Raw genomic sequence first — 21,633 nt, 5'->3', positions numbered from 1 at the left:
AATTTAGTGCTTTAATTTTTATTTGATTAAAACCATTTTTTTGGTTTCAGAAAATGGGCTGCTTTCAACACCAATTGGATTGGCCGAGATTCGGTAAATATACATTCCACTGGCAAGGTTTGACGCATTAAACCCGACGGTGTATGAGCCTGCATTTTGAATACCATTGACCAATATGGCAACCTTACGCCCTAAGAGATCATAGACTTCAAGTGAAACTCTGCTTTGCGAAGGCAAGGCATAGGCAATGCTTGTTGATGGGTTAAATGGATTCGGGAAGTTTTGCGAAAGCGAATAATTCGTTGGCAAGATTCGTTTCAATTCAGATTCGACAAAAGCTTTTTCTCCGACAATTACTTTGAACGGCATTTCACGATTTGCAGCCATATATGAATAGCTAGACTTATTGCGAAGGTCGATAACTTCATTTCCGTTCTTTACATTAATCAGTTTGACATCGTATTGCTCAGGAATCTGATGGATATTTTCAAACTCAAGCGAAGAACGGGTAAGCTTGGTATGATAAGCGGTCATTTCCCAAACTTGACCGTTACCGATGGACTCGCGAATATCACCACTGAATAGGGTGTAATTTTCATCCCAATTTTTACGGTTGAAGACGATGGCTGTTTGATTTGCAAGAATCGGCGGCTTGTAAGTATCAAGTTCATCAAATTTATCGGATGCAGCTTTGCTGATACCAATGTAGTTATCGCCATCAGTATATGACGAAGACTTCATTGAGATTTTCACTCTCCAATCATAAAGCGAATTGCTATTCTGAGTTTGACTTTCCAAGTTGCCTTCACCTAAGGTTGCCAATGTCCCTGAAGAAATGAGCGAGGTTGGTAGTCTTAGGGTTGGCTCTTCACTTGTCGGACTTGTGGAAGCTCGGTAGTAATAAGCACGGAAAGGTTTCATCGTAGTTGCTTGGCTCCAAGTGCCGTTGTTAAACTCCCAAATCACAGCATTTGCAGGGAGTGAATTTGCACTTACAACACCGGACCAATTGATATCACTTAGGTAGGGGTTAGAGATGATTGTCCAAGTATTTCGATTGAGAACAATTCTAAACTCTGAAGATGATGCGGAATTCCGAGGCAATACCCGTTGAAAGCCACTGATTTGACCCAAGGTATTGTAAGGAATCGTGATAAGGCGTGTACTTAATAACCAGTATCCTTGACCTGTAACAAAGATGTCGTTTTCTCCATTGAGTTCAACCAAGAAATTGTTATCTGCACCATTATCGGCAAAGGTTCTCCACGTCACCCCTTGTTTTCCGCCAATAATCGAAACTGATTTATCGCCACCCGGAATGCTAAACAATCGATAGTCTTCAGGATTTGGTGATCCGGATGAGGTAAAAGTCAGCTCTTCCGTTCGGGTATCGGTTGAAGATGAAATCGACAAAAGCGATGAATAACTAAAGTTGGTACTAAATCTCGTATTTGGAAAACTTGTTGAAGAACTTGACCAGAGTGAGTAAGTATTTGATCCTCCAGTTTGAAGACCTCTAACCCTCCAAAAGATTGTGGTATTTGAAGGAAGACCAAAGACCTTAAAACTATTGACTGTAATGCCTGAAAATCGCCGGAAAGTGGTTGGGTTATCACTTTCACCAGAAAACTCTTGTGTTGCTAATTCCAATTGATAAGATTGTGCATCGTTACTGAAACCTGACCATTGGAAAGTGACCTCCGGACCTTGATTAGAGGCGAAATCGGTTGGAGAAGTCGGACGAGGGAAAGTAGCAAGAGGTACAAAACTTAGGGTACTACCGTTAACTGACCCATTGACATTACTCGCATTAATTCGATAATAATAGGTTAGATCGGGATTTGAGATATTTATGGTTGCAGTCACCGTTTGATCCGAATTCGACGATACAACTTGTGTTGATGTCGTGTTTGAAAGTGAAAACTGATTGGTACCCCAAGAGAAGGTAACATTTGTTGAAATGCCTCGTGCATTGACTGAGCCGCGAAGCGTAGCTGATGTGCCTGACACATTCGTCGCTGCAAGCGTTTGAACGATTGGCAACGCTTGGGTTGTAAAAGTCTGCGTTGAGCTAACCCGAGTTCCTTCGCTATTGGTAGCGGATAACCTCACAAAATAGGTTTGACCTGAAAGCAGTCCGGTTAAAGAAACATTTCCTGTGCTAACATTAGAGCTGCCAGAGCCGGCATTAATTTGGGAAGTAGAAAAAGCGGTTTCAAACGTTGATGATGTATCATATTGGAACCGATAGGTCGTTGACCTTCCTCTTGGATTGACCGTACCGCTCACAACAGCAGATGTGGTTGATATGCTTGTTGGTGTATTGATTGAAACGATGGGACGGAAATCGGCTTGCAAGACGGTCATGCTATCTATAGAAGATACTGAACCATCAATGGTTTGAACACTGATTCTAACCTTTGAACCCACTGTAAGACCTGCCGGAACGAAGGCTTGAAGAGAAGTTGATGTAACGGAATTGGTATTGAGGCTTGCAGCAATACTCCCAAAGCGTACAGTATTCCCTTCTGGGTTTGTGTCAAAATTTGCTCCGGTAATCGTTACCGCATCGCCTTCGGCGGCGCTAGTAGGTGTAAAGGAAGTAATTGTAGGTGGAACTGGAGGTTGAACATCGTTTCTTAGTATTGAAATAATACCACTGTTTCCATTGGGGTAAATCAATTCCGGTTTACCGTCTCCATTGAAATCAGTTAAGGAAATTGGAAAGTCTGCACTTGATATTGAAATCGGAACCGTTACGGCATTTGAGAAGAAAGGTTCTGATGTTGCAGTTGCCCAAAGATTTTTGAAAATCGATATTGATGAAGTTGAATTTACCCCGGCAATATCCACCCAACCGTCACCATCAATATCACCAATGGCAACGGAGCTTACGCCAGCGCCGGAGAAGAATGGTGCTGTGGTATAGGTCAATGAAGAGGCTGTTAAGTTTCCGGAAGTATGTGTATTTCGGTAAATCAATATTGCATTACCCGTCGATTTCGTTACAGCCAAATCTAATTTTCCATCACGATCAAAATCTGCCGCATCAACATCCCACCCTTGTAATCCGGGGTTTACTGTAACAGTTGCCGGTGAAGAAAAAGAAGGGGCTCCTGAAATTGATGTATTGGTAAAGATCGAAAAAGCATTTGTTTGTGGAAGCAAGCGAATCACATCGGGTTTTCCATCGTTACTAAAGTCACCGACTTCGATATAAGGATAATTCCCATCGTTTGTGCTTGAAATATCTGTACGTGTAAAAGAACTTGCACTCAAAGATCCGCCAAGATTTCTGAAAATGCTTAATCCTAAATTTGTGCCTGCGATGATATCGAATCGGCCATCGCCATCGACATCCGCGATTTTCACACTTTGAGAAAAGCCGTTTGTAGGAAGAGTTAAAATAAATGAGGTTCCAAAACTGAATGAACCTGTAGTCGATTGATTGACATAGACATTCACACGGCTTGCACCGAAATCGCCGGTTGCAAAATCGACTTTTCCATCACCGTTCAAATCGCCATAACCTAAGCCTCTCGTAAAACTTCCACCGCTGATTTGATTTCTGGTGGCAAAGGAAATTGTGTTACTGCTTGAAGTGTTTCTAACAGCATTGATAAACGTTTGTGCCGGAGAGTTAACTATATCATTCGCCCCATCTCCATCAATATCAACACTTTCTAAATTAATACTGGTATTCACGGATGAAATGTCCGTTCGATTCGCAAAAGCAGATGCGCGAATTGAACCTACCGTAGCAAATTTGGGAATAAACTTTTGCGAAGACTGCGCCATCAAGTTGTTATTGACATTCAACGTCAAAGGTGCATAAGTGGCTCCTGTTGGCACCGTGACAATTAGGGTTGTATCGCCTTGAACTGATGTTGCAGCGGCAGAAACGCCACCAAATGAGATTCGATTCTGAGACGCTGTTGTTGAAAAATTGCTCCCTCGAATTGTAATGCTTTGACCCGGATTTGCTGTAACAGGTGTGAATGAAGCAATAATTGGCACAGGCTGAAGAACGGAAAATTGTGTTGAAGCATTAACCCGTGTTCCACCACGAACGGCAACGCTAATCGTCACATTGGTGCTTGGTGTAAGCCCGCTTGGAACGGTAGTATTAATTTGAGAATCGGTAGAAGAAGTGACAACCGCATCGACACTTCCAAATCGTACTGAATTCTCTGATGGAACCGGGCTGAAATCTTGACCCGAGATTTGAACCGATTGACCTCTTCCTCCACTGCTTGGCGTAAAAGAAGTAATCAAGACTTGTGGGGCACTTATCGTAAAGTTGGAAGTGGAATTGTATGTAACCCCGGAAATTTTTACACTTACCCCAACAATATTTCCTACTTGCAGTGTTCTGCCGGGAATCCGAACGGTTAATTGTGTTGATGAAGCTTCAAGAACTTGTGCGGTATCATTTCCGAATCTTACGAGATTTGAGTCCGGGAAACTTGAAAAGAAACGCCCTGTGATGTTGATGGATCTACCAATCGGCGCGCTTGTAATCTCAGAGCCTGAAAGTGACCGAAACCCTGTGATCGAAGTTTGCACGAGATTTCTTAAAACAAACACATTGAATGTTCCTGAACCGGTGTTATTGACCATTGCAATGTCCGAGCGGCCGTCGTTATCAAAATCGCCAAGAGCAACACCTTGTGGGGTAGCTGAAGCGGTCGAGGTATTTAGGGTTGCGCCAAAAGTCGTTAAGATGGTTGATGAATTTGTGGTGTTGCGGAATAGGTTCAATTGAGAAACTGTCGATGATGCTTGATTTGTCGCTATCAAGTCTGCTTTTCCATCACCATCCAAATCTCCTGCGCCAAGGGCATAGGCATAGCGAGAAGAAGAAGTAGTGAACACCGATGTCGCGGCTCCAAAACTGATACTACCAATTACACTTTGATTAGCTCGATAAGAAACAATCGAATTTGCTGACGAACCTGCGGCGGTATAAAACAAATCAAGCAGGCCGTCGTTATTCAAATCGGCAAGCGAGACAGCTGAAAAATTAGCAGCAGAATTCCCGATAACTAATGAATTTGCGTAGGTGCTTGCGTTAATTGTATTTGCAACGCCGATATTTCTCAACACTTCGATATTCTGTGAATTGGTTGATACAATATCATTTTTTCCATCACCGTCAATATCCCCGATTGCGATACTTTCAGTAATGTTTGTTACAGCAAAAGCAATGGGCGTTTCAAATGAAAGCACGCCAGATGAACTATTGTTTTTGATAACGCCTACGCTTTGAGCGGTGCTTTGTCCGCCAAAGACAATGTCCAATCGGCCATCATTATCGATATCGCCAAGTTTGACGCTGCGAATTGGGCGAATGGAGACAATCGGCCTTACAGTGATAATGAATGGTGAAGCATAACTAATACTCCCCGCTGTCGAAGTCGTGTTTCTAAAAACTAAAACTGCGGAATTGGTTGTGGTTGTGGCGGAGTCGCATCCGGCAATGATATCAAGTTTTCCGTCGTTATCGACATCGCCGATATCAATGGAAGTCGGGTTGAACGAACCCGAAGAAAGGGTAATGACCGAAGCAAATGTTCCACTTCCGATACTGCCGCTGGTTGAAGTATTTCTGAAAACAGAGATTCCGCCGGAAGCCGTGTTATTGGCTACTACCAAATCAAGTTTACCGTCATTATCCAAGTCGCCTGTCACAATGCCACGGGGCGTGGCGTTGCCGGTAGAAAGTTGAACGTTATCGGTGCTGCTTGTTGAAACATTAAAAGCGTCGGAAAAACTTGTTACTCCGCTTGGTCCGCGATATGTGGGAGTAAAAGATAAATTCGAACGCGCCGTAGAACCTAAAGTCGTGACTGAAATAGGCGCGTACTGTGCACCTTTTGGAACCCGAACGGTTAGTTGTGTTGCACTCGCAGTCAATACGCTTGCGCGGACACCCCCGAAGTACACTGTGTTTTCAGCAGTTGTTGTTCTGAAGTTTACGCCGGTTATTGTCACCACTGCGCCTGTATCTGCACTTAAGGGAGAAAATGAAGTTATGCTTGGCACGGGTGCAAACACGGTAAACGAATCCGGCGCAGGGCGAGTTAAATCGCCAATTTGAACTGTGAGTAAATATTTCCCCGGTGAAAGCGAAGCCGGCACACTGGTCGTAATAATACTTGAAGTGCTATTGTTCACTGCGCTTTGCGTGGTGCCGAAGCGAACCACAGGGCTGCCGCTAAAATTAAACCCGTTGATGGTTACTGCGGCATTCGGCTGACCGCCGCTTGGAGAAACGGAGGTCACGCCAAATTCCCCGATATTATTTCTAATGACACTAAATGTGCCGGATGTTGTTTCGTTATTAATAAAAAGAATATCGGGTTTTCCATCGGCGTCGAAGTCAGTGATGACCGGGGACTGCGGGAAACTTCCACTTGTTAGCCCAACGGTTGTGAAGGAATTGGAATTGAACGCACCCGCCGTTGTCATTTGATTAGGGTAGTAAATCAACGAAGGCGTTGTGCGGTTGGCAGAGATTAGATCGGCTCGACCGTCGCCATTTAAATCGCCAATGGCTACAAAGTTTGTATTTGCGCCAGCATTGTAAGCGACTGCAGTGGCAAAAGCAATTGTTCCGCTCGTACTTGTATTTCTTAAGGCAAGCAGGGTTCCCGTGTTATTGGCAACCACCACATCCAAATTGGCGTCATTATCCAAATATCCGACGGCTAAACTTCTTAAAGTGCCGCCTGTAACCAAATCAAGTACACTGGTATTGAAATTTGATGGTGTAATAGAACCGGGTGTTCCCGTATTGCGGTAGAAATAAACGCGCGAATTCGATGAAGCAAAATCCAACGATTGGACAAGATCATTTTTTCCATCGTTATCGAAATCGGCAATTGCAACACCGTAACTATATGCGGCGAATGGTGAAGCAATTCTGATATAATCTGTGAAGGTCAGTGAACCGGATTCAGAAAGGTTTTGAAACACTTCGATATTTCCGCGTGAGTTGCTGCCATAACTTGCAACAGCGATATCCTTTTTCCCATCGCCGTCGATATCGCCGATGTCAATCGCTAAACTTGACCCGGGGTTATCGGCATTGGCGTGTGTTAAATCAATTCCAACGGCAAAAGTAATTGTCGTGCCGCTTGTGGTGTTTCGATACGCCGTTACTTTTCCAACGCTTCCTACCACGACATCCAATTTACCGTCGTTATCGAGGTCTCCAACCGCTACAGATCTTGGTGATGAATTTGTTCCTGTTCCTAATGCAACTGCTTGTTGAAACGACGAAGAACCAAGCGTTTGATTGGCTGAGTTATTGACATACACCACGGCGTTGTTATCACTTTGATTCACAACCACAACATCGGGCTTGCCGTCGTTATTAAAATCTCCTGCAGCTGTGACAACAGGGCTATTGCCAGCAGAGTAGGAATTGCGAACGAAGAATGATCCTTGATTGACAGAAGCACCGCCTGAATAAGTAACACTGAGCACTGCAGCTGATGTAACCGCCAATCCATTGGTAATCACGGTTACTTGTGATGAAACGGCAGAAGCAGGAACGGTAAATGTGACTGAATTTGCCGTTGACGCCGTAACCGTTCCTTGAACCGGTCCTAAGTAAACAATGTTATTGGCTTGTGTTGCGCTAAACCCGCTGCCGTTGATGGTTACACTTGCGCCGACGGTTGCAGAAGCACTCGAGAAAGATGAAATCGTAGGAGAAACTATACCTGAGCGGTTTTGAAAAACGGTAAATGAACCACCACCGGTGGAGTTGTAATTGGAAACTGCGACATCGGGCTTACCATCACCATTGAAGTCACCGACCGTTACTCCCAGAGGTCCAACCCCAGCAGCCGGCGATGAAACAACGGCAAATGAATTCGCATTAAATGAACCGGTCGTGGTTTGGTTCTTCACTAAAGTTATTGTTGAAGAAGCATTGGTGACAGAATTCGTGAGAACAAAGTCAGGTTTTGTATCGCCATCAAGATCAGCAATTTCTAAATTGTATCCCCCGTTTGGAATAGAATAAGTTATTGGCGTTTGAAAGGCCACATTTTCCGCTGAACCGGTATTTCGCATGACTCTTAATGAGCCATTGAAATCGACAGCCGCTAAATCGATTCGATTATCGGTATCAAGAAATCCAAATTCGATATCAAATGGCCTTCCACCGAGCGTGATGTTAACTGGTGTTTCAAAGTTAGTGGCTAATAACGCACCAACAGGATTGATGTTCCGATAAACCCTCACCAAACTTGATACACCATTATAGTCTAATCCTAAAGCGATATCGTTTTTTCCATCACCATCGGCGTCGCCAATTGCAATACCATAAGTAATTACATTATCTCCGCTTGTTACTCTCACCATATCCCCAAACCCGATGACACCGGGTGAGGAGGTGTTTTGGAAAAGCTCTGCATTCGCGCGTGAATTACCTCCATAGGTCGCAGAAGCAATATCAAGCATGCCATCACCATCGATATCACCGACTTCTAAGTCTTGATTCGTATATGCCGCACTGCCTGATGGTGTAGAGAGTTGAAGTGCCGTTCCAAAAGAAGTATTCGAGCCAATGGTGGTATTCCTGAAGACGGCAATCGTGTTTGCACATCCTGCAGCAACATCCAAAAATCCATCGGCATCGAAATCGCCCACTGCAAGCGAGCGTGGATTGCTGCTTGTACCGGTGTTTAATGTGATTGGTGCAGCAAATGAATTCTGAGTCAGCGATACTCCGGTTTCTTGGTTGATGTAAATTTCAACGCGATTGGCCGAGTAATTGGCAATCGCTAAATCAATTTTTCCATCGTTGTTAAAATCACCTTTCGCAATATTGTAAGCATTGACACCGGAGCCATAAGTTTGGCGAGATGAAAAGCCAATTGCATTCAGGGTACCGCTATCTGCAAAGGTGATTGCAAACGGACGGGCTGAAATCGCCGTTATTCCGCCAACGGTTACACTCACCGGTGATGACACTGCGCCGCTTGGAACAGTTACGGTAAGATTGGTTGCATTCGCTGAAGTTATTGTTGCTCTTCGCCCACCAATCAATACTATGTTTTGTGCCAAAGTCGAACTAAATCCGCTTCCCGAAATCGTAAGACTTGAGCCGATCCTTCCATTTGCGGGTGAAAAGGATGTCACAACCGGCGATGCCGTTCCCATTCTGCCCAAAACTGTTGTGATGTTTCCAATTGAAAGATTGGCAACTAGCAAATCGGGTTTTGAATCAAGATTGATATCACCGATTGCAAAACCGTAGGGTGTTTTCCCAACACTAAACGAAAGCGGGCTTTCAAATCCGGCAGTGCTAAGGGTTGTGCTTGAATGAATGTTTTTGAAAACGGCGAGCGTACTTGTTTCGGTTTCTGAATAGTAGCTCACTAAAACATCTTCTTTGCTATCGCCATCAATGTCTTGCACAATCATTCTGTAACCGCCAGCTAAGGCCGGTAAACTGATTGGCGTTGCAAATGAGACTGTTCCGCTTGAGCCGGTATTTTTGGCCACTTGAATGGTTCCTGAACCGTTATAAATAACCAAATCAGGGCGAGTATCGGTATCGATAAAGCCAAACTCAATATCGCGCGGAAAGCCACCTACTGTAATATTAACCGGCGATTGAAAGTTTGAAGCCAACAATGTTCCCGCGTTATTGGTGTTTCGGTAAACACGAATCAAGCTGCTTGTTGAATTATAATCCACTGAAAGCGCTACATCTTTTTTTCCATCCCCATCAAGATCAGAAATTGCTATTCCCCAAGTAATCGCCGGATCTCCGGAAGTCAAGCGTTCTCTTGTGGAAAAAGAAATAGCACCTACAGTTGACTGGTTTCGAAAGAGTTCGACATTGGCTCTTGCATTTTCGCCATAAGTCGCCGAGGCTATATCAAGCTTACCATCACCATCAAGATCTCCAATTTCCAAATCTCGGTTGGTATATGCTGCGCTTCCGCTTGGGGTAGAAAGTTCAACTCTTGCTGCAAAGGTTGGGTTACCGGCAGCAGTTGTGGTGTTTCTAAAAACCGCGATATAACCTGCACATCCTACAACAAGATCAAGCCTGCCATCGCCATCGATGTCGGCGGTTTCGATTGTTCTTGGATTGCTGTTCGTGCCGGTTGATAAATCAAGGGTTCGATCGTAAACAGGAACTGAAGCATTGGCTGCCGTAAGATTTACAAGAATTGACACTGTGTTGCTGCCGTAATTAACAACCGCCGCATCGGGTTTCCCATCGGCATCGAAATCGCCGGTGGCAACATCATACGCTGAGGTTCCAACTTCCGTGAGCGTTTCAAAAGGAAATGAACCGCGGTCAAAAATTCCCGCTCCGCTATAAGTCACTTGAAATGATGTTGCTCCTTGAACCGAAAAGCCTCGCAATGAGAGTGACGGTTTTCCAGAAACGGCGCCTTGTGGCACAGTTACGGTAAGAGAAGTTGCTGATGCGGCGGTTACTGCGGCTCTTACACCGCCAATAAAGACGCGATTTGAATCGGCAGTCGTGCTGAAATTTGCTCCGTTAATTGTAATCGCTGTGCCAACTGCTCCTGTTGCAGGCGAAAACGATGTAATGCTTGGCGCTTGTGCGAAAATTGACGAAGTAACAAAAAGCAGGATTAGGGTCAATAACAATCTTTTCATATAGAATGATAAAAGAAGCTTATTGGATGTTTTGGTAAAGACAAAAATTTTGAATCCTTTTTCAAGAATAGGTGCTTAGTTACGACAAAACTATGCCGATGGCAATAACACAAACGTGTCATTTTGAAAATCAAAAAAAAGAAGAGGGATTTTGAATTAATGCCCGTTAAGAAGAAATCTAGAAATGGCTTCGGTATTTGAAAGATTTTCTACCGTGATAGTCGGTTGATAAGATTGGAGTTGCTCAAATGAATAAGCGCCCGTTGCAACGGCCATCACGCGGATACCGTTGGAAAGGGCACAAGTAATATCGTGCTCGGTATCGCCAATAATAATGACATCGCGGTCATCGAAATCGATTCCCGTCTTTTCTTTTGCACGCTTTCGTGCATGTGGGACGAGCTCGGGGCGACGCTCGGCGTCATCGGCAAAAGCTCCAAAACTGAAGAAATGATTCAGCCCGGGTAAATGCAATTTATGCCTTCCAGATTCTTCAAAATTACCGGTGAGCAGGGCAATTAATATATCGCCATTCGTGTGCAAGTGTTTCAAAAGTGATTCGACGCCGGGGAGTACTCGAATATCTTCACGAACCGCTTTTTGCTTGAAAGTATCAATGTACTGCCGCTTCACTTCATGAAATTTCATTTCAATTTCATCCTTCGAGAAACCAGCATCACTCAAAATTTCCCGTATGATTCCGCCATCCATTTTTCCGGCAAGATTGTGCGTTGCCGCGTTGCCTTCAGTTCCAAAAACATTTCGAAGCGATTGAATCAAGGCTGTTCGGCTGCTGCCTTCAACTTTGATAAGAGTACCATCAATATCAAAGAGCAAAAGTTTTTTATACTTCACCTGTTTCTATTCCTTAAAAATTAATTTTGATGAAAATCATTAAACCTTGCTGCCACAAGTTTTGAAACCCCTTCCTCTTCCATTGTAACGCCATAGAGAACGCCGGCGGCTTCCATTGTCCGCTTGTTGTGTGTGACCATTATGAATTGGGTCTCTTTGGCAAATTTCTTAATGAGCTTCACAAATCGATCAATGTTAGCATCGTCAAGCGGGGCATCCACTTCGTCGAGAATACAAAATGGCGAAGGCTTCACGAGATAAATGGCAAAAAGCAAAGCCGTGGCAGTTAAAGTCTTTTCACCGCCGGAAAGCAAGGTTATTGCTTGGGGGCGTTTCCCCTTGGGCTTGGCAATGATTTCGATACTTGCTTCAAGTGGGTCATCTGATTCTTGCAAGACCAAATCAGCCTCGTCACCCTCATTGAAGAGCTCACGAAAAATGCCTACAAAATTGCTTCGGATTTGGGTAAAGGTTTTATCGAATTGATCTACGGCTGTTTTGTTGATTTCATCGATAGTTTGACGCAAATCCTTTTCGGCCGTCAAAAGGTCATTTTGTTGGGTTGATAAAAACTCGAATCGTTCTTTTTCTTTTTCATATTCTTCAAGCGCCAATTCATTGACACCGCCCAACGAGCGAAGTTTATTTTTTAATGTTTGAACGCGTTCTGCCTTTTCAGTTTTGCTTGCTTGTGCCGTTTCACTTTCTTCTTCAGGAAACTCTTTCAATTCAAGCTCAAGTTCATATTCATTTTTGATGGTTTGCTTTAGATTTTCTTCCTGAAGATTAATTTGCATCAATTCTTTTTGAAGGGTTAATGTGATTTGCGTAAGCACTTCTCGGCTTCTTGAAACTTCACGCAATTTTGATTCCGCTTGAGTTAATTCCCCTTTCATCTGACTGTAGCCCTTTTCTAACTCATCAAAGCGTAGCCGTAAAGTGCTGCGCTCCGTTGTAAGCAAATCTAAATTTTTGGTCATTGTTTCAAGTTCGCTTGAAAGACGAAAAGCTTCTTCATTGGCGTTTTGGATATCGCTCTTGGCACGCTCAATTTGCCGCTCTGAATTTTTTTCATCTTGAGCGTTTTGATTCAATGCAGTTCTAATTCGCTCTACTTCATACTCCGCTTCTTTAACTTGAATATTTTGTCGTTGAACCTTTTCGGAGGCAAGTTCGATTTCACGCTCTTCAGCAGTCAAGGATTCAAGAGCAATATTTAGTTTTTCGGTTTCTTCGGCTTCTTCTTTTTCTTTTCCACGAAGTACCGGTTCAATTTCAGCTAAGCGGATGGCCAGTTTTTCGGATTCAGCTCTGTCTGCAGCTTCGCTGGTTTGTATTAATGTAATTTCATCTTTGTAAGATTTTTGCTCGAAGTGTATTTGAGAGAGTTTTTTTTCAATTTCATTCAAGCTTTGATTGGCAACGCGCACTTTTTGTTCAAATAAAATCAGTGTTGTTGATTCCAACCGCCTCGAGCGATCTTCGATTTGAGATTTTAATTCTGTCAGTTCACCTTCAAGGCGCAACTTCTCAGAAACCAACCGCTCCATTTCTTCGCGTTTACCGATACGAATTCCCTCCGTTGCCAAAAAGCTTCCGCCTCGTATCACACCATTTGCAGCAAATCGCTCACCCTCGGGTGTGCAATAGGTGAATCCGGGTTGCGATTTTGCCGCTTCTTGGGCGGCCGTCAGCGACTCCGCAAGCACCATATTTGTTAGCAAGAGCCGAAGCAGTGGGCGAATTTCATTTTTTGAACGAATCAAACTTTCGATACTCGTGAATCCTTCCGGAATCTGAAGGGCGGGGACATCACCGATTTGATCCAAAACGATAAATGTCAATTTCCCCTTCGAAGAAGATTTTAACTCTGAAATTGCAGCAAGGGCCTCTGGCAAAGAGCGTGAAACATAATAATTCTGTGCTTCACCAAGTGCTGCATTCACAGCCATTGCATAAGCCTCATCCGTCGAAATTAAATCGGAGAGCGTTCCCAAGCCATATTTACGATCATTGCCGTTCAGCACCTGTTTGTCAAGAAACTTCACTCCCTCGGGAAGCCCTTCATAACTTTCAAGCAACGATCGAAGAAACTCAATGCGCGCATTTTTTGAATTGTAGTCGGCTCGCACTTGCAAGAGTTGCTCTTTTTTTTGAGCGATTTCCTTTTCAAGTGATTGGCGAGTTACAATTGCATTGCTGAGTTCTTCTTCAGCCGAGGCAAGCCCAAGTTTCGCTTCTGCGAGGCGGGTTTCAAGGGCGTTCACTTCGCTTGCGCGGGAGTCGAGTTGTGATTGTAAAAATGCTTTTCGCTCTGCTTGCCTTGCAATTTGAGTTTCAAAACTTTCAATTCTGTTTTCAAATGTTTGAGACTCCAATTTCAACTTCGAAATTTCATTTGCAATTCTTTGTCGATGAGTTCTCGTCGATTCCAGCAATGACCGACTTTCGCGCAGGGCCTGACCTTGCTCCTGATACTCTGCCTGCATTTTTTCGAGGGCAGCTTTGGCTTCATTTCGCTCAATTGATTTTTCCTCAAGAATCAAATTCAACTTTTCGCGCTCCTCAAGAATTTGTGATATACGCTCTCTAAAAAACGCACTTTCTTTTTCGGAACGCGCAACCAATTCAGAAATCGACTTCCGTCTGGTTTCATTTTCAAGCATTTGCTTCTCGGTTTGAACCACAAGTTCTTGCTTATACTGAAGTTCCTTTTGAAGTGCGCTCAATTCCTTTTCTCTATCAGAAACGGCAACAGATTTTTCGCCGGCTTCTTTATCAAGCTCGGCAAGTAACCCCGTCAGTTCGGTATGTTTTCGTTCCTCGTCATTTAATGAAAGTTGAAGTGGTGCCTTTTTTTTCGTAAGGTCAAATAGAGTTCTTTCTGCAACATCAATCTCGAGGCCGCGGAGTTCAACGCGAATACTTTTTGCCTGTTCCGCTTTTTTTGCCTGACGCTCAAGGCTCCCTACTTTCTTTTCAACTTCTATTACGATATCCTTCACGCGAGCAAGATCTTGAGAAGTGGTTTCAAGTTTGCTGAAAGTTTGCTTGCGTCTCTGTTTGTATTTCGATATTCCCGCAGCTTCTTCGAATAACTTTCGTCTTTCACTGGCGTTTTCTGAAAGAATCTGTTCGATCATCTTCAGTTCAATCACTGAATAAGCATCGCTTCCCATTCCGGTATCGACAAAGAGGTTTTGAATATCTTTCAATCGGCAAGGAACCTTATTGAGAAGATACTCGCTATCGCCATTTCGATAGAGTCTGCGCGTAATCGCAACCTCGGTGTATTCAGAGGGCAAAATCTTTTTGGTGTTTTCGATGGTAATCGTTACTTCAGACATCCCAAGAGGCTTTCGAGCCTTAGTTCCATTAAAAATTACATTTTCCATTTTTTCAGAACGAAGCACCGAAGACTTTTGCTCTCCAAGTGCCCAACGAATGGCATCGACAATGTTTGTTTTTCCACATCCATTCGGACCTACGATGGCTGTAAGCCCGCTATCAAAGCGAAGATTTATCCGTTGCGCAAAACTCTTGAAACCGAAAACTTCTAATTTCGAAAGGTACATTCTTTCTTTTTGGATTTACATTAAACTCAATATTTGTTCCGTCGCCTTTTGGCTAATTTCTACATTCGCCTCACGGCATCTTATGGCTTTTCTTTTTGCCAGTATTTAAAATAAACGGTTGTTTGGCGGTTGTTATTAAATGTATATGCGGGAATACCAATCACAAATGCCAAAAGCAAAAGGCCGACAATATAAATTTTTGTTTTACTTATTTCAGTTATCACTGAGAGTCCCTTAAAAATCCTTATCCAAGAAAGGATAAAAAAGACAGCCGAAATTGCCAATACAGTAAAAATGAAAAACTTACTCTCCAACCGGTCGATAAAAGCAGATGCAAATACAAGGGTGAACCACGGCCCGCAAGACCAAGTGAGCAAATTTGAAATTTGAACAAATTTGACGCGCGTTTTTCCCATCACCCAAAAAATGAATAGAATGAGATAAACAATTAAAAATGTGAATAAATAAAGGCAAAGCCCCAAAACCACAACGCCAAGGATTGGATTAAGAATAAAGGCATTAACAATAGTTTTCAAAGTACCATTACCAAAAATGTGCCCAAGCCAAAATTCTGTTATCGGGCTCAATCGTGCACTATAAAGAATGGCAATGAGATTTGAAGACCAAATCATCCCTAAAATGGCATTCAGAACAATCGGGTCAAAATTATAGATGCGCATATCCCGTATATCCATATACAAGCTGAATGGCCGCGTTAGTGAACGAGGGAGATTTTCCCGAATTCTTTTGTTTGAATTCAGGAGATAAATCAAAATCAGGGTTAGAACAATGCTGGTGATGATGAGCGAGGGTGAGAAATCCTCTTCGGCACTGCCGATTGGAGGATTATAAACACGCTCTGAAGCATAAAGTAACTTCACGGTTTGAAAGGCATCTTTCTTTTCTCGAGCGCTGGTTAAAAGCCCCATTGTAAGTAGTGAGGGATTTGAATGTTCTGCAGTAGAAAGCAATTCAATCTCTACGGGATAATCATAGAGTGTTTGAAAAAAACTTCCGGCAAGCGGCGGTGGGGCATCTGTTTCCGTAAGCGATTTCGCGGCAATTACTTTATACCGGTCAAGCACATACTTTGCTTGATACTCTAATGAGCGAGTATCGCTGTATCCGTTATGGTTATCAGGCTCAGTGAGGGTGCCATATTCTGTTATCACCAAAGGAATCGGCTCAGGTAACGTGGCTCTTGCTTTACGAAGCTTTTCTTCAAATTCGCTTAAGGTTCCTTCAAAAATGCCCAACCCAAGAAAATCGACCTTTCGATAAAAATCATCTCCGGGGACAAATTCTTTTGGCGTAAAAAAGCACAACCCGCGGGTTTGTTGAGAAAAAGCCGTTTTGAGAAAATCGAGATAAACTGCCGACTTTGGGTCTGAAAGATCCAGCCCACTTCCAAATCCGTAAGCAAAAATTGAAGGATGAAGTTGTGTCGCAGCGATAATTTGCCGTTGATAAGCAACCGCATTTTCTAAAAAGCGTTTTGTTGAAAGTATAGGTGAAGGAACACGATCTACAGGAAAATCGAGCAAAACAAATATCCCTAAACTATCACACAAAGAAAGCCACTCCGGCCCCGGAATTCTTCTGAACCGAACGGCATTTGCGCCTAAGGTTTTTACGCTTTGTGCATCTCGCAAGATCATTTGTCGGGAGAGCGATATTCCCGCGGTTTCGTCTAGTTCTGCAACCGTCACCCCTTTCAATTGAAACGGCTCTGAATTCAAGCAAAATCGCCCATTGTTGACTTCTATCTTTCTAAATCCAAAAGAAACAACGGCTTCATCCAATAATAATCCGGCTTCGGTTCGTAATTCAAAAATCACTCTATACAAATTCGGCGACTCTGGTCTCCAAGGTTTCACGGAGGGGACTGTAAGCGAGAACGATTCCGCAAAAATTCGATCTCCTGCCAACTGAAAAGTCATCAATTTAGGATAACGTACAATCGTGAGTGTATCATTCTGAAAAACCGACAACGAGAGTACACACTTTGCATTTCGTAATGAATCGTTATCAAGCGAAGTTTTTTGAAGAGGTAACGACTTTATTTTTGTGGAAACTGAAATCAAGGCAGAGATAGAACTATCTGCAGCTCTCGCCAAAGATTCCGTTATAATCTTGGTTTCTTCGAAATGAATTTCAGGTTTGATGGTGAAATAAATATCACGAAAAATGCCGGTGAAATTTTTATAGTCATAAGCTTCGGCTCTCGTCGGAATGCTTGAACCATCAATGTAAAGATTAGGGTCAACCGTGATTGAAATCAAATTCTTTTCACCAAATCGGAGATACTCGGCCGGAATCACCAATTGAAAAGGGGATCCGCTTCCTACATGAAGCCGAATAAACTGATCATTGATAAAGATTTCGCATTGATTCGAAATTCCTTCAGAGACAAGCGAAATCTCTTTTCCCTCTGCCCATCGCGGTAAATCGAATTCGCGCTGAAATTTTAGAATCTCCTTACCGTGAACTGACGATGGAACCGAAACTGATTCTGATTTTCCATTTTGAAAAATCACCTGCCAACTTCCATTCAAGTTGATTTTTGGTTGCTTGGAAGACAGTGGGAAATACACGCCCCCACCTTGCCTGAACGCTCCTTGGAGCGCAGGATTTTCGTAAAAAGTGACTTCCTGTGCTCTTAACGAACCAAATGAAAAAAGGAATGCAAAAAAAAGAACGCAATTCGTTCTGAATGCAATCTTATTCAAAATTGGAAGATTGAAGGTGTTCGTAAATCCTTTTTGAATTTTCTTTTGAATTTGAAACACTTGATTAATACTTAAAGTGTGAAATTTCCCAGATCGCAAAGCGAAAGAACCTTATGGTTTTCCTTAAGAATTCCAAAACTCACGATCAAGGCTTCGATATTGAATGGCTTGCGCCAAATGTTTAATGCTGATTGATTCCGATTTATCCAAATCGGCAATTGTTCGGCTAACTTTTAAGATTCGGTCATGCGCACGAGCGGAGAGATTCAATCGTTTCATACTTTCAAGTAATTTCTGCTCCGATTTCTCATCAAGTTTGCAAAACTCACGAATAAGTTTTGCATCCATTTGCGCATTTGAAAAAATCCCTTGTTCACGATGATTTATAAACCGCCGTTGTTGAATTTCGCGAGCTTCAATGACCCGAGCTCTTACCGAAATCGAATCTTCAGCCAAATTTTTTGAAAGCAATTCTTGATGTTCCACTTTAGGCACATCAATATGAATATCAATTCGATCAAGTAGAGGCCCCGAAATTCGCGAGAGATACCGCTGAATCTGCTGCGGAGACGCTGTTAAGTTCCCACTGTCGTCTTTTAACGCGCCTGCGGGGCTTGGATTCATTGCTGCCACAAGCATAAACCTCGCCGGATAACGCAGTGAAATCGCCGCTCGTGAAATCGTTACTTCTCGATCTTCCAAGGGCTGACGCATTACTTCAAGCGTCGTCCGAGAAAACTCTGGCAATTCGTCTAAAAAAAGAACGCCATTATTGGCAAGGCTTACTTCCCCGGGCTTTGCCAAGTTTCCACCACCAATCAGCGCAACACTGCTCGAAGTATGATGTGGGCTTCGAAACGGGCGTGCCGTAACAAGCGCTGTATTTCCGGGTAATAACCCAGCTACTGAATAAATTTTTGTCGTTTCAAGTGCCTCTTCAAAAAGCATCGGCGGTAAAATTCCAACCAACGCCTTTGAGAGCATTGTCTTCCCGCTTCCCGGCGGCCCTATCAAAAGAATATTATGCCCACCGGCTGCTGCAATTTCCATTGCTTTCTTCGCCTCAGCTTGCCCTTTGATATCGGCAAAATCAACCGAGTAATGCGCGACATTTCGAAACACTTCATTTGAACGAACTTCCTCTGGCCTAAGCGACTCCGGCTCGGTTGAAAGTTTATTCAAAACCTCAACAGACTCTGCAAGCGAGCCAACGCCAAATATCTTTATCTCTTTTCCCATTGCCCCAACAACGGCCGCTTCACGGGCATTCTCCTTTGGTAAAATGACCGAAGTGAGACCTTCTTTAGAAGCCATAATTGCCATTGGTAGTACCCCTGAAACCGGACGCAAAGCCCCATCCAAAGCCAATTCTCCTAAGATGAGTGTTTTGCGTAAACTTTCCGTTTCAATCACACCTGTGCAAGCCAAAATGCCCATTGCAATGGGTAAATCAAAAGCCGTTCCCTCTTTACGAACATCTGCAGGCGCTAAATTCACAGTGATTTTTTTTGGAGGGATTGCAAACCCTGCATTTTTCAACGCGGTTAAAACTCGCTCCCTACTTTCCTTAATGGCACTATCGGGTAAACCGACAACCACAAACATTGGAACCGCATTATCCAAATTGGTTTCAACTTCAATCTTTAACGCATCCACCCCTTGAACAGCGGCGGAATAAAGCTGTGAGAGCATATTTGACCCGTTCTTCGATATTTGACCTTACGAAAAAATTCGACAAAAAAATAAAGGAGCGCAGTTTAAGGCACTCCTTTTTTCAATCGCTCTAAAGATAAAAAAAGCCGACCAATCGACCACACATAATTTTCGCCGTTACTCTATCTTTAGGAAGATGAACACGGGTGAATGATTTTTTTCGCATTTCCTTTATTTCCCTTTCGTTTTCGTTTGAAGTTTTTTTGCATTCAAATAAGCTTAATCAATTATCTGGTTTAAGGGTCACTTGTGCCAAAAAAGAGAACACGATTTTCATACACACTTACTTTCCTATTAACACTTATTGTTGGAGTGGCACAATGGAGTAGCTGTGCATTTGATCAGGCCCCAAGTGGTGGCCCGGGCGATACCACACCCCCAAAGGTACTTACGGTAAAACCGGATTCCGGAACCGTTTATTTTAAGGGCGATCGAATTACCATAGAATTTGATAAGTATATGAATCGCTCATCGCTCCAATCGGCACTTGTATTCGCACCAACGGTTTCTGAATACGAAATTGTGTGGAGTGGAAAAGAAGTAGAAATCATTTTTGAAGAACCCCTCAAACCAAACCGGACTTATACCTACACTGTTACCAATGCGCTCAAAGATTTTCGTGGAAATCCGATTCCGAAATCATTCACTTTTGCCTTTTCAACGGGTGCCGTCATTGACTCTGGAAAAATTTCAGGAACGGTTTTTGGAGTGAACAATCGAAGGCTTAAAGGTGCAACAGTGTTTGCATTTGTGGCTGATAGTTTATTAAACCTTGATACCCTATCTCTGAATTCACAAACACCGGATTACATTGCTCAAACGGATGAACTCGGTGGTTTCGAGCTAAGTTATCTTCAAGAAGGAAATTATTTGCTTTTCTCCTTTGAAGATAAAAACCAAAATCGCAGACTCGAACCCGATGAACCATTTGGCCTACCCTCTCTCAATGTTAAAACAGGAAACGAGAAAGTATTGATCAAACTTTTTGCAACAAGCCTTGCTCAAAAGGCTGAATTCCGCGCGGCAAAGGCGATAGATCACGGCCGCCTTTTAATTCAATATTCATCCCCTCCGGAACCGCAGTTTTTGAGCAAAATGTCATTACAAATCGTCGATAAAACCACAGGCGAAAACAAACGCGTATTCGATTTTACAGCCGTACCTTCAGCAAGCGATTTAATCGCAGTTTTTTGTGATTCGCTTCCAGCTCGCCATCAATATGCGCTGATTCAATCTTCACAATTTTCCCGTCAAGCAGATTCAACGGATGCGGTTCAAATCGATACCCTAAGCTTCGAAACCGACCCGCGAGACTATCAAACACCTGAACCTCGGAGCACCCCTTTACGGCCGCTTACAGCCGATACGCTCCCGCTTCGCCTTTCCTCTTTTCCAACGGATAGCAGCCAAGGCAATTTTTTACGATTTACACCATCTCCCACTGAAGGAATTATTACTCTTTCCTTTCTTCACCCCATTCGCCGAAAAAGTCTTGAAACCGCCGTTCAACTTTTTGAAAATCGCTCGGCCTCGCCGTTAGATTTAATCATCAACCCGATTCACGCGAGCCGATTTGAACTGCGCCCGAAAAAGGGATTTTCCTTCGGCGCTTCTTATAATTTGGTGGTATCAGGCAAAAAACTTTTGGGTGTTTTAGGAAACCCAATTCAAGACACCACATTTACCATTTTTTTTACCACAGCGTCGAGTGATGAATTTGGTGAAATGGAGGGTTTAATTTTGAAAAGTTCTCGTTTTAATAATTCTGAGGACGGAAAGAGCAAAAAGACTAAGAGAGAAGGCATTATTGTTGCGGAATTCATTGGAGAAGGTATTCGCTATCGTACCCGCTACTCTTTCGCCTCTGCACGCAACGATTCATTAGGGAAATCCCCCTTTGTGTTTCCTCGGCTTCCCGAGGGGCGATATTTTATTTCTGCTTTTGAAACAAGCACCGATACTCTTGAATGGAATTCAGGGTCACTTTCTCCTTACCGTCTAGCATCCCCTTTTGTTATTGGTGAAGATAGCATTCGAATACGTAGGCGTTGGAAAACAAACGCCCCTTCTCTTCAATTCCAACTGCCTTGATCGAGGCCACA

The 21,633-nt window shown here is 43.2% G+C and carries 6 protein-coding genes; 1 reads left to right on the top strand and 5 read right to left on the bottom strand.

The genetic code is table 11. The features are described 5' to 3' along the window. Window positions 1-18 precede the first annotated feature (18 nt). The 5 genes from SFU91_08685 to SFU91_08665 form a co-directional block, all read right to left on the bottom strand. Entirely contained in the window at window positions 19-10,659 is a 10,641-nt protein-coding gene (locus tag SFU91_08685) for an FG-GAP-like repeat-containing protein (protein MDX2129098.1), read from the bottom strand. 156 nt (window positions 10,660-10,815) lie between these two features. Then, on the bottom strand, window positions 10,816-11,514 hold the full coding sequence (locus tag SFU91_08680; protein MDX2129097.1) for an HAD family hydrolase: 699 nt from the start codon (window positions 11,512-11,514) through the stop codon (window positions 10,816-10,818). 20 nt (window positions 11,515-11,534) lie between these two features. Next, window positions 11,535-15,089 carry a chromosome segregation protein SMC gene (smc, locus tag SFU91_08675; GenBank protein MDX2129096.1) on the bottom strand — a complete coding sequence of 1,185 codons (3,555 nt, stop codon included), beginning with the start codon at window positions 15,087-15,089 and terminating at the stop codon, window positions 11,535-11,537. An 80-nt stretch (window positions 15,090-15,169) separates the two neighbouring features. Beyond that, the gene (locus tag SFU91_08670) at window positions 15,170-17,818 is read right to left on the bottom strand and encodes a glycoside hydrolase family 2 TIM barrel-domain containing protein (protein ID MDX2129095.1); all 2,649 of its coding nucleotides are present in this window, start codon (window positions 17,816-17,818) and stop codon (window positions 15,170-15,172) included. Between the two features lie 123 nt (window positions 17,819-17,941). Continuing rightward, window positions 17,942-19,510, bottom strand: coding sequence for a YifB family Mg chelatase-like AAA ATPase (locus tag SFU91_08665; protein MDX2129094.1), 1,569 nt, complete (start codon window positions 19,508-19,510; stop codon window positions 17,942-17,944). Between the two features lie 270 nt (window positions 19,511-19,780). Here SFU91_08665 and SFU91_08660 point away from each other — a divergent pair, with 270 nt between their 5' ends. Then, complete coding sequence (locus tag SFU91_08660; GenBank protein ID MDX2129093.1) at window positions 19,781-21,622, top strand: Ig-like domain-containing protein; 1,842 nt, start codon at window positions 19,781-19,783, stop codon at window positions 21,620-21,622. Window positions 21,623-21,633 lie beyond the last annotated feature (11 nt).

Source organism: Chloroherpetonaceae bacterium (assembly GCA_033763895.1).
Taxonomy (GTDB): domain Bacteria; phylum Bacteroidota; class Chlorobiia; order Chlorobiales; family Thermochlorobacteraceae; genus JANRJQ01.
Note: the sequence above shows the minus strand (reverse complement) of the source record. Positions and strands in the feature narration are given on the sequence as shown.